Source organism: Pseudomonas syringae KCTC 12500, assembly GCF_000507185.2.
Taxonomy (GTDB): Bacteria; Pseudomonadota; Gammaproteobacteria; order Pseudomonadales; family Pseudomonadaceae; genus Aquipseudomonas; species Aquipseudomonas syringae.
Genome location: NZ_AYTM02000002.1, coordinates 1,141,136 through 1,153,961, shown reverse-complemented (window position 1 = coordinate 1,153,961; position 12,826 = coordinate 1,141,136). Strand labels below are relative to the sequence as shown.

At 60.2% G+C, this 12,826-nt stretch carries 15 protein-coding genes; 8 read left to right on the top strand and 7 right to left on the bottom strand.

Going from position 1 to position 12,826, the window contains the following annotated elements:
• Positions 1 to 10: 10 nt before the first annotated feature.
• From V476_RS05515 to V476_RS05505, 3 genes are all read left to right on the top strand, one after another.
• A complete protein-coding gene (locus V476_RS05515) occupies positions 11 to 910 on the top strand; it encodes a LysR family transcriptional regulator ArgP (RefSeq protein WP_003395283.1) in 900 nt (299 codons plus the stop codon).
• 73 nt (positions 911 to 983) lie between these two features.
• Positions 984 to 1,976, top strand: a complete 993-nt coding sequence (locus tag V476_RS05510; protein ID WP_003313494.1) for an NAD-dependent epimerase/dehydratase family protein — start codon at positions 984 to 986, stop codon at positions 1,974 to 1,976.
• Between the two features lie 84 nt (positions 1,977 to 2,060).
• Complete coding sequence (locus tag V476_RS05505; protein WP_003345326.1) at positions 2,061 to 2,912, top strand: hypothetical protein; 852 nt, start codon at positions 2,061 to 2,063, stop codon at positions 2,910 to 2,912.
• Between the two features lie 126 nt (positions 2,913 to 3,038).
• Here the strand turns inward: V476_RS05505 and V476_RS05500 are convergent, their stop codons facing one another.
• The 3 genes from V476_RS05500 to V476_RS05490 are packed head-to-tail and all read right to left on the bottom strand — an operon-like array spanning position 3,039 to position 5,620.
• Positions 3,039 to 4,088 (bottom strand): alkene reductase, encoded by a 1,050-nt coding sequence (locus V476_RS05500; RefSeq protein WP_024959708.1) that lies wholly within the window; start codon positions 4,086 to 4,088, stop codon positions 3,039 to 3,041.
• A 21-nt stretch (positions 4,089 to 4,109) separates the two neighbouring features.
• Positions 4,110 to 5,276, bottom strand: a complete 1,167-nt coding sequence (locus tag V476_RS05495) for an MFS transporter (protein ID WP_024959709.1) — start codon at positions 5,274 to 5,276, stop codon at positions 4,110 to 4,112.
• A 29-nt stretch (positions 5,277 to 5,305) separates the two neighbouring features.
• Positions 5,306 to 5,620 (bottom strand): ArsR/SmtB family transcription factor, encoded by a 315-nt coding sequence (locus V476_RS05490; RefSeq protein WP_003313487.1) that lies wholly within the window; start codon positions 5,618 to 5,620, stop codon positions 5,306 to 5,308.
• Between the two features lie 164 nt (positions 5,621 to 5,784).
• On the opposite strand from V476_RS05490, the gene V476_RS05485 reads away from it, so the two are divergent.
• Complete coding sequence (locus tag V476_RS05485; protein ID WP_003313486.1) at positions 5,785 to 6,384, top strand: acyl carrier protein phosphodiesterase; 600 nt, start codon at positions 5,785 to 5,787, stop codon at positions 6,382 to 6,384.
• On the opposite strand, the gene V476_RS05480 is transcribed toward V476_RS05485, so the two are convergent.
• Together V476_RS05480 and olsB are read right to left on the bottom strand one after the other, a co-directional pair.
• Positions 6,342 to 7,136 carry a lysophospholipid acyltransferase family protein gene (locus V476_RS05480; protein ID WP_017278161.1) on the bottom strand — a complete coding sequence of 265 codons (795 nt, stop codon included), beginning with the start codon at positions 7,134 to 7,136 and terminating at the stop codon, positions 6,342 to 6,344. The two genes, V476_RS05485 and V476_RS05480, sit on opposite strands and share 43 nt — an antisense overlap.
• Positions 7,136 to 7,891 carry an L-ornithine N(alpha)-acyltransferase gene (olsB, locus tag V476_RS05475; protein WP_003424385.1) on the bottom strand — a complete coding sequence of 252 codons (756 nt, stop codon included), beginning with the start codon at positions 7,889 to 7,891 and terminating at the stop codon, positions 7,136 to 7,138. Before olsB ends, V476_RS05480 begins: the two co-directional genes overlap by 1 nt.
• Before the next feature lie 382 nt (positions 7,892 to 8,273).
• On the opposite strand from olsB, the gene V476_RS05470 reads away from it, so the two are divergent.
• The 4 genes from V476_RS05470 (at position 8,274) to V476_RS05455 (ending at position 11,536) form a co-directional block, all read left to right on the top strand.
• The gene (locus V476_RS05470; RefSeq protein ID WP_024959710.1) at positions 8,274 to 9,380 is read left to right on the top strand and encodes a serine hydrolase domain-containing protein; all 1,107 of its coding nucleotides are present in this window, start codon (positions 8,274 to 8,276) and stop codon (positions 9,378 to 9,380) included.
• Complete coding sequence (locus tag V476_RS05465) at positions 9,377 to 9,706, top strand: hypothetical protein (RefSeq protein ID WP_024959711.1); 330 nt, start codon at positions 9,377 to 9,379, stop codon at positions 9,704 to 9,706. Before V476_RS05470 ends, V476_RS05465 begins: the two co-directional genes overlap by 4 nt.
• 89 nt (positions 9,707 to 9,795) lie before the next feature.
• A complete protein-coding gene (locus V476_RS05460; RefSeq protein ID WP_004416281.1) occupies positions 9,796 to 10,377 on the top strand; it encodes a YceI family protein in 582 nt (193 codons plus the stop codon).
• Position 10,378: 1 nt separating this feature from the next.
• Positions 10,379 to 11,536, top strand: a complete 1,158-nt coding sequence (locus V476_RS05455; RefSeq protein WP_024959712.1) for a phospholipase D-like domain-containing protein — start codon at positions 10,379 to 10,381, stop codon at positions 11,534 to 11,536.
• Between the two features lie 41 nt (positions 11,537 to 11,577).
• Here the strand turns inward: V476_RS05455 and V476_RS05450 are convergent, their stop codons facing one another.
• Together V476_RS05450 and V476_RS05445 are read right to left on the bottom strand one after the other, a co-directional pair.
• On the bottom strand, positions 11,578 to 11,811 hold the full coding sequence (locus V476_RS05450; protein ID WP_024959713.1) for a DUF6124 family protein: 234 nt from the start codon (positions 11,809 to 11,811) through the stop codon (positions 11,578 to 11,580).
• A 569-nt stretch (positions 11,812 to 12,380) separates the two neighbouring features.
• Entirely contained in the window at positions 12,381 to 12,821 is a 441-nt protein-coding gene (locus V476_RS05445) for a type VI secretion system amidase immunity protein Tai4 (RefSeq protein WP_024959714.1), read from the bottom strand.
• Between the last annotated feature and the right edge of the window lie 5 nt (positions 12,822 to 12,826).

Genomic DNA, 12,826 nt, shown 5'->3' with positions numbered 1-12,826 from the left:
AGGAAAACTGATGTTCGACTATAAATTGCTGTCGGCGCTGGCGGCCGTGATCGAGCAAGCCGGCTTCGAGCGTGCCGCTCAGGTGCTCGGGCTTTCCCAGTCAGCGGTCTCGCAACGCATCAAATTGCTGGAGGCACGCATTGGCCTGCCAGTGCTGGTGCGCGCCACGCCGCCGAGCCCTACCGACATTGGCCGGCGGCTGCTCAATCACGTGCAGCAGGTCCGTTTGCTGGAGCGCGACCTGCAAAGTCAGGTGCCAGCACTGGACGAGGAGGGCATGCCCGAGCGTTTGCGCATCGCCTTGAATGCCGACAGTCTGGCAACCTGGTGGGCGCCAGCCATTGGCGCGTTTTGTACGCAACACCGTTTGCTGCTGGATCTGGTTGTCGAAGATCAGGACGTAGGCCTTAAGCGCATGCGCGCCGGTGAGGTAGCGGCTTGCCTGTGTGGCAGCGAGCGTCCGGTGGCCGGGGCCCGCAGCCAGTTACTGGGGGCCATGCGCTACCGGGCGCTGGCCAGTCCGGCGTTCATCGCCCGCCACTTTCCGGACGGCGTCAGCCCTGAAGCGCTCGTCAGATCCGCAGCTCTGGTATACGGGCCGGACGATCTTCTGCAGCATCGTTATCTGGCACTGCTGGGTGTTCAGGACGGCTTCGAGCATCATTTGTGTCCGTCCTCCGAGGGTTTCATCCGTATGATCGAGGCGGGGATGGGCTGGGGGCTGGCGCCCGAGTTGCAGGTGCGCGACCAGTTGCGCAACGGCACGCTGCTCGAATTGCTGCCGGACCGTTGCATCGATGTACCGCTCTACTGGCATCATTGGCGCAATGGTGGGCAGCTTCTGACGCGCCTCACCGAACATCTTGCGCAACATTCGGCTCACTGGCTGGTGCCGCTGAGCGAAGACTGATCGTCAACAGGATCATGTGTAATCCATGCAGGCAGGGTTTTCCTTTCCTGCAGACGCGTTAATGGAGCGGTAAATGAAGATTCTGGTCACCGGCGCGAGCGGCTTCATCGGCGGACGCTTTGCGCGTTTTGCCCTTGAGCAGGGCATGAGCGTGCGGATCAATGGCCGTCGTGCCGAAGGTGTCGAGCACCTGGTCAGGCGCGGTGCCGAGTTTATCCAGGGCGACCTCGCCGATCCCTATCTGGTGCGCGCATTGTGCGATGACGTGGAAGCGGTCGTGCATTGCGCAGGCTCGGTCGGTACGTGGGGACGTCGCCAGGATTTCATGCAGGGCAACGTGCAGCTCACTGAAAACATCGTCGAGGGCTGCCTGAAACAAAGGGTACGACGGCTGGTTCATCTTTCCTCGCCGTCGATCTACTTTGATGGGCACTCGCACCGCGGGATCAAGGAAGAGCAGGTGCCCAAGCGCTTTCACAATCACTACGCGGCCACCAAATACCTGGCCGAGCAAAAAGTCTTTGGTGCCGAAGAATTCGGGCTGGAAGTCATTGCCCTGCGGCCACGCTTTGTCACCGGCGCGGGCGATAACAGCATTTTCCCGCGTTTGCTGCACATGCAGCGCAAGAGGCGCCTGTCGATCGTCGGCAATGGCTTGAACGTGGTGGACTTCACCAGCATGCAGAACCTTAACGAAGCCCTGCTGAGCAGCTTGCTGGCAACGGGTTCGGCACTGGGCAAGGCCTACAACATCAGCAATGGCACGCCGGTCCCGCTGTGGGACGCGATCAATTACGTGATGCGCCAGATGCACTTGCCGCAGGCTACCCGTTATCGTTCGTACGGGCTGGCCTACAGCGCCGCGGCGATCAATGAGGCTGCCTGTATGCTGTGGCCGGGCAGACCTGAACCTACCCTGTCGAGAGTGGGCATGCAGGTCATGAACACGGATTTTACGCTTGATATCAGCCGCGCCAGGCATTATCTGGATTATCAGCCTCAGGTCAGCCTGTGGGCGGCGCTGGATGAATTCTGTGGCTGGTGGCAGGCACAGCACGCGATCTGAATGCGGCAGTAGCACAGTGAGATTGATTCTGCGCTGTTGTTATACTGCCCAACTTTGATTTAACAGCTTCCTGAAGGGTTATTCATGCGCAACGATCCCTACGACGACGTCGATGACGTTCCCAGCCTGAGTGCCAAGGACGATGACGACGACTTCGCGCCGAGCAATGGCGCACGCGAGCGCACCACCGTCTATTCGCGCACCACGCCTGTAGTCAAGGTCAAGGCGCCGAGCACCGGGCCTTTGTGGGCGTTGGTCGGTGCGTTGTTCATCGCCTTCTGCGGTCTGGGCTGGTGGAGCTTTCAGCAGGTTTCCCTGATGGAACAGCAGTTGGTAGCGACTCAGGAAAGCTTTGCGCGCATCAGCGAAGAAGCAGCCGGGCGCTTGCAGGATATTTCCGGCAAGGTCGTCGCGACCGAAGCGCTTTCCAGTGATGGCGAGGCGCTCAAGCAGCGTATCAAGTTGCTCGAAGCGCAACTGGAAGATCAGGATAAACAGCGTGAAGGTGTCGAAGGCCAACAGGGCAGTCTCGACAAGCGTCTGGAGCAGATGGCCGCGCAAACCGCCCAGCAGCAGAGTGAAAACGCGCAGTTGCAGGAGCAGCTCAAAAGCGTCGTCGCTGAACTGACCACCCTGAAGGCGGCGTTGCCTGACCTGAAGACCGCTCAGGCCGATCAGGGCAAGCTGGATGCGCAGATCAAAAGCGTGGCAGCCGATGTCGCCACGTTGAAAAAGCAGGGCAACCCGTCTGCCGCTGTAGAGCGCCTGGAACAGGACCTGATGGTGCTGAAAAGTGAACAGGAAAACCGCCCGGCTCCTTCAGCGCAAGCCAATACGGCCGAGTTCGATGCGTTTCGTGCTCAGGTGACTCGTAACATCAATACCCTGACCAGCCAGATCCAGAACCTGTCGCAACAGCTCAACGCACGCCGTTGACCCTGGCAGCATCTGCCGCCGTCAGTGCGGCAGGTCGACCAGGGAGCACTGGCCAGAAAATTCAGGTGCAGATACAAAGAAACCCCGATTCCTGCGAATCGGGGTTTCTGCTTTCACGACAGCGGTTTACATCCGTGGGTAGTCGATATAGCCGACTGGCCCTTTGGCGTAGAACGTCTCCGGATGGGCTTCATTCAGAGGCGCATCGCTGGCCAGACGCTCAGGCAGGTCCGGGTTGGCGATGTACGGCACGCCAAAGGCAATGGCGTCGGCCTTGCCTTCTGCCAGCCAGGCGTTGGCCGTGTCCTTGGTGAATTTTTCATTGGCGATATAGACGCCGCCGAAATCCTTCTTCAGCTGTGGGCCGAGGCTGTCTTCAGCATCATGCTCACGGGCACAGATGAACGCGATACCGCGCTTGCCGAGCTCTTTGGCCACGTAGCTGAAGGTTTCAGTACGATTTGCATCGCTCATGTCGTGCATGTCGAAGCGAGGTGAGAGGTGAACACCTACACGGCCAGCGCCCCAGACATCGATGACTGCGTCGGTCACTTCGAGGAGCAGACGCGCACGATTTTCCACCGAACCGCCGTACTCGTCGGTGCGCTGGTTGCTACCGGTCAGCAGGAACTGTTCAAGCAGATAGCCGTTGGCGCCATGCACTTCCACGCCGTCGAAGCCCGCAGCCTTGGCGTTTTCCGCACCGACGCGATAGGCCTCGACGATGTCACCGATTTCCGCCAGTTCCAGCGCGCGCGGGGTTGGCAGTGGAGTGATCGGACGCATCAGGCTGACGTGGCCTTCGGCGGCGATGGCACTCGGCGCGACCGGCGTTTCACCGTTCAGGTAGGAAGGGTGGGAAATACGGCCCACGTGCCACAACTGCAGGGCGATGCGGCCACCGGCGTTGTGCACGGCCTTGGTGATGTTGCTCCAGCCACGCACCTGGTCGTTGGACCAGATGCCCGGGGTGTCGGGGTAGCCCACGCCCATTGGGGTGACGGAAGTGGCTTCGGTCAGGATCAGGCCGGCCGAGGCGCGCTGAACGTAATACTCGGCCATCATCGCGTTCGGCACACGGCCTTCATCGGCACGGCAGCGCGTCAGTGGGGCCATGATGATGCGGTTGGGCAGTTGCAGATCGCCCAGGGTGATCGGGTCAAAGATAGTCGTCATGTGTCTAATCCTCGTAATTGATCAATGCGTAGCAGGGGCCAGATCGGGGTTGCCGGTCTGACGAAATGTAATCAGGGTAATCAGCAGCGCCAGCACGGCCAGGATGGCGGCAGCCAGCGGTACGCTGGTCAGGCCCAGACCGTGGGCGATGACGCTGCCACCGACCCAGGCGCCCAGCGCGTTGCCGACGTTGAAGGCGCCGATGTTCAGGGTTGAAACCAGGTTCGGTGCGGCTTTGCCGAACGTCACCACGTTGATCTGCAGGGCCGGGACGGCAGCGAAGGCTGCGACTGCCCAGAGGAACAGGGTGATTTCAGCCGGGATCAGCGCGGTGCTGGTCCAGCTGAGCACGGTGGAGATCACCGCCATCGAGACGAATACGCCAATCAGCGTGGACGACAGGCGGCGGTCGGCCATCTTGCCGCCGATCACGTTGCCGGCGGTCAGGCCCAGGCCGATCAGCAACAGGGTCCAGGTCACGCCGTTGGGCGGTACACCGGTGACTTCGCCCAGCAGCGGAGCAATGTAAGTGAACAGGGTAAACATGGACGCCGAGAACAGCGCAGTCATGGTCAGCGACAGCCAGATGCCGGCCCCTCGCAGAGCGCCCAGTTCAGCGCGCATGTCGAGCTTTTCTTCATTGCGGTTGGTCGGCAGGAAGCGGATCAGGCCGATCAGCGCAATCACGCCGATGACCGTGACGGCCCAGAACGTCGAGCGCCAGCCTGCGTATTGACCCAGCGCAGTACCCAGCGGCACGCCCAGTACGTTGGCCAGGGTCAGGCCGGTGAACATCAAGGCCACCGCTGAGGCACGCCGGTTGGCGGGCACCAGACCTGCGGCAACCACCGAACCGATGCCGAAGAACGCACCGTGACACAGTGCAGTCACCACGCGGGCGAACATCAGGACGTTGTAGTCACTGGCCAGCGCACAGAGCAGGTTGCCGATGATGAAAATCCCCATCAGCGTGACCAGCGCCGCCTTGCGCGGCAGTTTTGCCGTGGCCATGGCCATGAACGGCGCACCAACGGCGACACCCAGCGCGTAGCCGGTCACCAGCCAGCCTGCGCCGGGGATCGATACGCCAAGGTCGGCCGCTACATCGGGCAGCAGGCCCATGATGACGAATTCGGTGGTGCCGATGGCGAAGGCGCTCAGGGCCAGAATGAGTAGCGAAAGAGGCACGGGGGCAGCTCCTGGTAAACGTTGGAAAATCAGGTCGGGTTGTTCAGTTCTTCAACCAGCGCCTGAACGAATGCCTGTATGACTTCTTCGTTGCGTCTGAAGAAATGCCATTGGCCGACCTTCTTGCTGCTGATCAGACCAGCGCGTTGCAAGGTCGCCAGATGGGCCGAGACAGTGGATTGTGACAATCCCGCACGCTGATCGATCTGTCCGGCGCACACGCCGTGTTCGATCGAGTATTCCTGGGCGGGAAAGCTTGCGCGGGGGTTCTTCAGCCAGGTCAGGATTTCTCGGCGGACCGGGTGGGCCAGGGCTTTTATTATGTCGTCGAGGTCGATAGGCATGTCGTTCTCACAGGCGGTGTAGCGTTATATCGCGATAGAGCGAACCTTATATCTGTATTTCGCGATATACAAATATGATTATGTGCTTAGGATCAGTGAAATCGCTATATCGGGTTATAACGATATATGGACAGTGGGCCCGAAAGCGGCCTAGGCTTGCAGCCATGAACTACTTGGCACATCTTCATCTTGGCGGGCACCGGCCCGCTCAATTGCTTGGCAGCCTGTATGGCGACTTCGTCAAAGGTCCGCTGCCGGGACGTTTTCCTGCGGAACTCGAAGCGGCGATTCGTCTGCACCGTAGCATCGACGCCTTCACTGACAGTCATCCGCTGATCAAGGCTTCCATTGCCCGCTTTCCGCTCCAGAGACGGCGTTATGCGGGCATCATGCTCGATGTCTTTTTCGATCATTGCCTGGCGCGCGACTGGCATCGTTACGCCGACCTGCCGTTGGACGCATTCACCCGCAAAGTCTATGGCACGCTGGCTGCCGAGCCGCAATTGCCCGAGCGGCTGGCGCTGATCGCACCGCGCATGGCCGCGCAGGACTGGCTGGGGTCGTATCGGGATTTCGAGGTGCTTGAGCAGGTGTTGAGCGGCATATCCCGACGCTTGTCAAAACCCGAAGGGCTGGCCGGCGGCATGCAGGAACTGCAGGCGCTGTACCAGCCCTTGAGTGCGGATTTCGCCGAGTTCTATCCGCTGCTCGAAGATTTCGCTCAGGCCGCTCTGGCCGGACGCGAAACCACTTCGCTCGGCTGAGCCGGCGGCTCGCCAAACAACGCCACCTGAACGGCCTGTTGGGCCTTGAAGGCCAGTGCTGCACGTTCCTGGTCAGCGGTCGGGATCGGTGTCAGCAGGTGGATATGCACATCGCTCTGCTCGTTGGCGAACAGTCGGCGCAGATGCGACAGCAAGTCATCGTCGCCAATGAACGGGGCTATGGGGTCCGGTTTGCCATCACGTGAGTAACCAATGGCCACCGGCTGGATTGGCACGCCAGCGTCGATGGCGCTGGACAGCAGGCGACCGTGAAAGGTGCGCAGGCTTTTGCCGTCCGTGGTGGTGCCTTCGGGGAAGATCAGCAGTGCGTTGCCTTGTTGCAGGTGGTTGCTCATTTGCTTCTGGATCAAACGGCTGTCGCCCGATCCGCGACGAATGAACAGCGTACCGGCCTTTAGCGCCAGCCAGCCCGCTACCGGCCAGGTCCGTACTTCGGCTTTCGACAGAAACGACAGCGGTGCGAGCATGCCGAGCAGGGCGATGTCGGTCCATGACACATGGTTGCTGACCCACAGCATGGGCTGGGTTGGCAGTTGACCTGTCACGGTGACGCGAAATGGCAGGGCGTTGGTCAGGCGTGCCATGAACCAGCGGCTCCAGCGCTGCCTGCGCTCCATCGAACCTCCGACCTTGGTGCGCTCCAGGATCGCGAACGCGCTGGCAATCGTCAATCCGAGCGCCACGACCAGTAGCACCCGGACTACGCGGGCGTAGCCGCGTAACCGGCTCATCACACGGCCGCCTTGAAGTGGCGGGCGTAGCGCGGGCACAGGTCGTCGCGCTTGAGCAGGATGAACACGTCGGCTACCTGGAAGTCTTCGTCCCAGCACGGTTCGCCGCAGATCTTGGCCCCCAGACGCATGTAGGCCTTGAGCAGCGGTGGCATCTCGCAGATCACATTGCTCGGGATGTCGAGGGTCGGCAGCGGATTCTTCGGCTCGGCGCGCAGGTGCTCATTGCACAGGTAGCGTTCGCGCAGGCGTTGCATGATCGCATGGGCCTGAATACCGCCGTCCTGCATCGGGATGCTCGCGCAGCCCATCAGGTAGCTGTAACCGCCTTCGTTGAGCACCTCGGCCAGTTCGCTCCACAACACCGCGATGGTGCCGCCGTTGCGATAGGTTGGATCGACGCAGGTGCGGCCCAGTTCGAGGATCGGCCCTTGCAGATTGACCAGCCCGTGCAGACTGAACTCTTCTTCGCTGTAGAAGCGCCCCAGCGTGTTGGCGGCCTTATGGTCGAGCAGCCGGGTCGTGGCAACCAGACGCCCGGTGTTCAGGTCGCGTACCCCGATGTGCGAGCAGTGAACATCGTAATCGTCGATGTCCAGGCCTTGTTCAGCGCCGTTGAGACGGGCGTTGAACTCTTCGCTGAACACACTGAAACGCAACGCCTGTGCTTCCTGCAAGGCGCGCGCTCCAATCAGGCGCTCGGCCTGAAGACGACGTTCAGAAGTGTTGTCACGAATGCGGGCGATCTGGGTCATACGAATCTCCATGAGCCAGCCTTGCAGATGCAGAAAGGGCTGGTGACTGATTTGTCCAGGCGCTTTGCCGTACTTGCAGGCTAGGGAGATGCCGTGTCATGCCTGTGAAGCTTTGGTGATGGTTGTGTGACGGGAAACGCTGTGGCCATTTCCTCCAAGTCAGGTCTTGAGGGTTGCAGGGCGGCGCAGATTTGTGACGCAGAGCGTCATGTGAATGCGTTCCCACGCCGCCGTGAGGAACGAGCGGCGTACAAAGGATGACTATCGTCCCCATGCTCGCGTAGGCATGCCGTTCTGGACGCTCTGCGTCTGCTCTCGGGTTGATAGCTGACTGTCATGAAACGCTGATACGGTGTGCGGATCATTCTGTAGAGGCCTTGTCATGCTGCGTGGATTTGTCAGTCTGTGTCTGGTTCTAATCCTGGGCTTCAGTGCCCAGGGCGTCGTTGCTCAAACATGGCCGGCAGAGCAATGGCCTTCTCAGTCTGTGCCGCGATCAGCGGCCATCGAAGAGCTTGAGGCTTACGCCTTCCCGCCCCGTGACGACGCCACGCGCAAGGGCATACGCACCGATGCGCTGCTGGTGATTCGTGACGGCGAAGTTGTTTTCGAGCGCTACGGCGGTGTAACCACTGCGCAAACGCCGCACCTGACCTGGTCGATCAGCAAAAGCGTCATGGCGACAGTGCTGGGCGTGGCGTTTGCAGAAGGGCGCTTTCAACTGAATGATCCGGTGGCGAAGTTCTACACGCCGTTCAAGGCGCACCCCGAGATCGCCATCAAAGACCTGATGCACTGGGCGTCGGGTCTGGATTGGCAGGAAGACTACGAATACGCTCCGCTCAACTCCTCGGTGGTCGCCATGCTCTACACCCGCGGGCGTGACGACATGGCACGCTTCACCGCCGATCACCGCGCTGCCCAACCCCCCGGCAAGACTTACCTTTATTCCAGCGGCGACAGCACCGTCCTGGCTGCGGCTTTGAAAAAGATGGTCGGCGATGAGGCTTATCCGGGTTATCCATGGACCGCGCTGTTCGACCCGCTCGGCATTCGCAGTGCCGTCTGGGAAACCGATGGCGCGGGTACATTTGTAGGCTCTTCCTATGCCTACATGACCGCCCGCGATCTGGCCCGCATCGGCCTGCTGATGCAGCGCGGCGGGCAATGGCAGGATCGGCAACTGCTCAACAAGGAGTGGATGGACTTCGCGCTGATGCCGTTTGCCGGTGCAGGCGTGGATGCCAGCGTTGAAGTGCCCGGAGGCCAATGGTGGCTCAACCGTACTGCCGATGGCGGCAAAGGACCGTGGCCGGACGCTCCCCCTGACACCTTCGCGGCACTGGGGCATTGGGGGCAGGCGCTGTATGTGATTCCCGATCAGAAGCTGGTGATCGTGCGCTATGCCGATGACCGCGACAGTACCTACAACCACAATGAGATGCTCAAGCGCGTACAGGCCGCGTTTGGCAAGGAGGGCGGTCAATGAGCACGCGTCGAATGTTCATCCTGCGCCGTCCCTTCAGCAGCCTGCTGTTGCTGATCGTTGCCGCACTTGCCGTACTCGCCTGGCAGTACCGTGTGAACCTGCAGGCATTTCCGACCATCATCAGTGCCTACACCGCCAAGGAATACTGCTCATGCAGGTACGTCATGAACAATTCCGAAGCGTATTGCCAGGGCTACATCAAGCAGTATCTGCCCAGCACCCTGGTCGACGACAGCAGTCAGAAACGGGTCATTGCCAGCGGCCTGGGACGCATCAGCAGCGCGTCGTGGCAGGGTGAGCGACAGGGCTGTCGCCTGCTGCCATGAGGGCTTGATGGGGTGCCGCCGAACGCAGTCGTTTGCCAGCGGTCAGACAGGCGGATAAGGTGGCCCTCAATTGTAAGTCTGGAGTCTGCATGCTCACTATGAATCGCCTGCTGCTGGTCCTGCTGGCCGCAGTGGCGTTACCTGCCCATGCGAACTGGTATCTGGATAACGAGTCGTCGCGACTCTCGTTCACCTCGACCAAAAATGCCGATATTGCCGAAGTGCATCGCTTTCTCGTGCTGCACGGCAAAGTCGACGCCAAGGGGCTGGCTGAAGTGGAAGTTGAAACCGATTCAGTCAGCACCGGCATCCCTCTGCGCGACGAGCGCCTTCGAGAGCAGGTGTTTCAGGTGCGCAAGTTTCCGACTGCTCAGATCAATGCGCAGCTCGACATGCGCCCGATCAACGACCTCGCGCCCGGTGCGCAACTGGAACTGCGTTTACCGCTGACCGTCAGCCTGCGCGGCAAGACCCACAGCTATAACGCCGAGCTGCTGGCGACGCGTCTCGACGAGCGGCGCTTTCAGGTCGTGACGCTCGAGCCGCTGGTGATCCATGCCCAGGATTTCGATATGGCCCCGGATTTCAAAGCTTTGCGCAACGCCGCGGGATTGTCGGCGGTGAGCCTCTCGGTCCCGGTCGGGGCTGTCCTGATCTTCACGGCGCGCTGATATGAACGGTGCGATTTTTCCGTGGCGTGAAAACAACCGCTTTCAATTGCTGATCGACGGCCCTGCGTTCTTCCCGCGCATGATCGCAGCCATTGATCGCGCCGAGCAGCAGGTCGATCTGGAGTTGTACCTGGTCGAAGCCGGGGCCTGCGCCGACGCCATCGTGCGCGCGCTGGTCGAGGCGGGCAGGCGTGGCGTGATCGTGCGCTGCCTGTTCGATGACTTCGGTTCAAAAGCCTTCGACGCCGGCCTGCGCAAGCAACTGACCGATGCCGGTGTGATTCTGCGTTTCTACAATCCGATCCACTGGCGGCGCGGCGTGCGCAACTTCTACCGCGACCATCGCAAACTGCTGTTGGTGGACAAGGCCTTGGCCGTGGTGGGCGGCACGGGTGTGACCGACGAGTTCTGGGAGCCGGACAAGGACGCCAGCCAGTGGCACGAAGTGATGGTCGAAATCACCGGGCCGCTGGTGATTGACTGGCAGGCGCTGTTCAACCGGCAGTTCCACGCCAACGCCCGGCGGTTCGCCTGGCGTCCGAAAGAAAACTTCGGTCTTGATCACCTGCCCAAGGCCCCGACAACCGGCGAGGGGCTGGGCCGCGTGGCGTATGCCGATTCCCGCCAGCACCGCGACATCCTGCAATCGCTGGTGCGTGCGCTGAACACCGGGCAAAAGCGGATCTGGCTGGCGACCCCTTACTTTCTGCCCACCTGGAAAGTTCGCCGCTCTTTGCGCAGGGCTGCGGCGCGTGGCGTTGATGTGCGTTTGCTGCTGACCGGACCGCGCACCGATCACCCGTCCGTACGCTATGCCGGTCAACGCTACTACCCGCGCCTGCTACGCGCCGGGGTCAAGGTGTTCGAATACCAGCCCTGCTTTCTGCACCTGAAAATGGTCCTGATCGACGACTGGGTGAGTCTTGGCTCGTGCAATTTCGATCACTGGAACCTGCGCTTCAATCTGGAAGCCAACCTCGAAGCCCTCGACCCCGGACTGACCCGCGACGTGGTCGCCAGCTTCGAAAAAGACTTCGCCCTGAGCGCCGAAACCACGCTGGCAGACTGGAAGGCCAGACCGCTGTGGCGACGGGTCAAGCAGCGCTTGTGGGGCTGGATCGACCGGCTGGTGGTGAACTTGCTGGATCAGCGTAACTGAGGTTTGCGCGGGGCCAGGCGTGGCCCCGGCTTGTCATCTGGTCAAACGATGCATTCCAGTGAGCGGTCAACCATGGCTTTGGCCATCTCGGCCATGTGCAACACCGAAAACGCCAGATCACGGCTGGTGCCCTGAGTGCTGTCGCCGGACTCATAGGCCGTCGTAATGATGCAGCGCAGCAGATCCGAAGTGTAGTTGAGCGCTTCCTCCTGGCTGACGGATGCGTTGACGGTGAACAGGGCGGTGGGCGGGTCGGGGACGATTTTATCGGGCATGTTTGCAACTCCAGCAGAACTTGTGGGAGCCGTCACTCATCGCTACCAAACGATAAGGTGGCGGCCGTGTGCAAGTTGGTAGACCGGCTGCTGGCACCCGGTGCATCCGGAGATGCCATGCGCACGGCCACCATGAAAACGGGACGAAAGAGATCGCCTCGCGGAGGTGGCACATTGCGCCAGCAAAAGCAGGTCTACCAAACCTGATCGCTGATTGGGCAGCGATCGATGAAGGCTAGAGACCTGAATAGCCAAGCGCAAGAGGCCGGGATTTTCTCGGAAATTTCCTTCAATTGGAAGGGATGCGTCCTGCTGATAATTCCTACAAGAATTATCGAAATGGGTTTTCTGAAGATGTTTTCGGTGTAGGCGGGGGAAGTGACGAGGGCTGTTTGTCAGTATTTCAGCAAGCAGTACATCACCGAGGGCGAGACCTTAAGAAACTATCGGATCACATTGAATCAGCATGATGTGTCTCCGCCCTATAGATAATGTGCGGAGTAGAGCGCATGTAATGAAAATAGCCTGTGCAGCGTTTGCCGGACAGGCTTGTTGCATGAAGGGAGTGGTTAAGGCTTTTTGATATTCTGCATGTAGCTCTGATTCGGGTGGGTCACGACCTTCTTCGTCAACGCGTCGAGCTCCTTGCTGTGATACATGTCCAGGCATTTCAGCAGGTCGAATTTTATACCCTTGATCTGGGATTCGGCCAACGGGTTTGTGTAGTCTCGCGCGAGGTATTTTTCAACCAGGGCCTTGACGGCAAGAGGACTTTTTTCCATGTCATAGTAGGTCCAGTCACGCATCGCACTGACACTGCTGCCCGCGTCAATTCCGACGTTTACGTCATATTTATAAGCGGTGGTTATGCAGGTGGCTAGCGCCATTTCCTTGTAGTTTTTTTCAAAGGTTCTGTACATTCCTTCGGGCGATGAGGTGGGGGTGTAGGCAAAGCAGTTGGATGGTGCCAAGACTAGAGATGCTGTAAGGGCCGCAAGACGTGATTTCATTCTAC

What these genes read in the sequence shown, in the direction of transcription:
- V476_RS05515 (WP_003395283.1), top strand. Translation starts at nt 11, where the DNA reads ATGTTCGACTATAAATTGCTGTCGGCGCTGGCGGCCGTGATCGAGCAA.
- V476_RS05510 (WP_003313494.1), top strand. Translation starts at nt 984, where the DNA reads ATGAAGATTCTGGTCACCGGCGCGAGCGGCTTCATCGGCGGACGCTTT.
- V476_RS05505 (WP_003345326.1), top strand. Translation starts at nt 2,061, where the DNA reads ATGCGCAACGATCCCTACGACGACGTCGATGACGTTCCCAGCCTGAGT.
- V476_RS05500 (WP_024959708.1), bottom strand. Translation starts at nt 4,088, where the DNA reads ATGACGACTATCTTTGACCCGATCACCCTGGGCGATCTGCAACTGCCC.
- V476_RS05490 (WP_003313487.1), bottom strand. Translation starts at nt 5,620, where the DNA reads ATGCCTATCGACCTCGACGACATAATAAAAGCCCTGGCCCACCCGGTC.
- V476_RS05485 (WP_003313486.1), top strand. Translation starts at nt 5,785, where the DNA reads ATGAACTACTTGGCACATCTTCATCTTGGCGGGCACCGGCCCGCTCAA.
- V476_RS05480 (WP_017278161.1), bottom strand. Translation starts at nt 7,136, where the DNA reads ATGAGCCGGTTACGCGGCTACGCCCGCGTAGTCCGGGTGCTACTGGTC.
- olsB (WP_003424385.1), bottom strand. Translation starts at nt 7,891, where the DNA reads ATGACCCAGATCGCCCGCATTCGTGACAACACTTCTGAACGTCGTCTT.
- V476_RS05470 (WP_024959710.1), top strand. Translation starts at nt 8,274, where the DNA reads ATGCTGCGTGGATTTGTCAGTCTGTGTCTGGTTCTAATCCTGGGCTTC.
- V476_RS05465 (WP_024959711.1), top strand. Translation starts at nt 9,377, where the DNA reads ATGAGCACGCGTCGAATGTTCATCCTGCGCCGTCCCTTCAGCAGCCTG.
- V476_RS05460 (WP_004416281.1), top strand. Translation starts at nt 9,796, where the DNA reads ATGCTCACTATGAATCGCCTGCTGCTGGTCCTGCTGGCCGCAGTGGCG.
- V476_RS05455 (WP_024959712.1), top strand. Translation starts at nt 10,379, where the DNA reads ATGAACGGTGCGATTTTTCCGTGGCGTGAAAACAACCGCTTTCAATTG.
- V476_RS05450 (WP_024959713.1), bottom strand. Translation starts at nt 11,811, where the DNA reads ATGCCCGATAAAATCGTCCCCGACCCGCCCACCGCCCTGTTCACCGTC.
- V476_RS05445 (WP_024959714.1), bottom strand. Translation starts at nt 12,821, where the DNA reads ATGAAATCACGTCTTGCGGCCCTTACAGCATCTCTAGTCTTGGCACCA.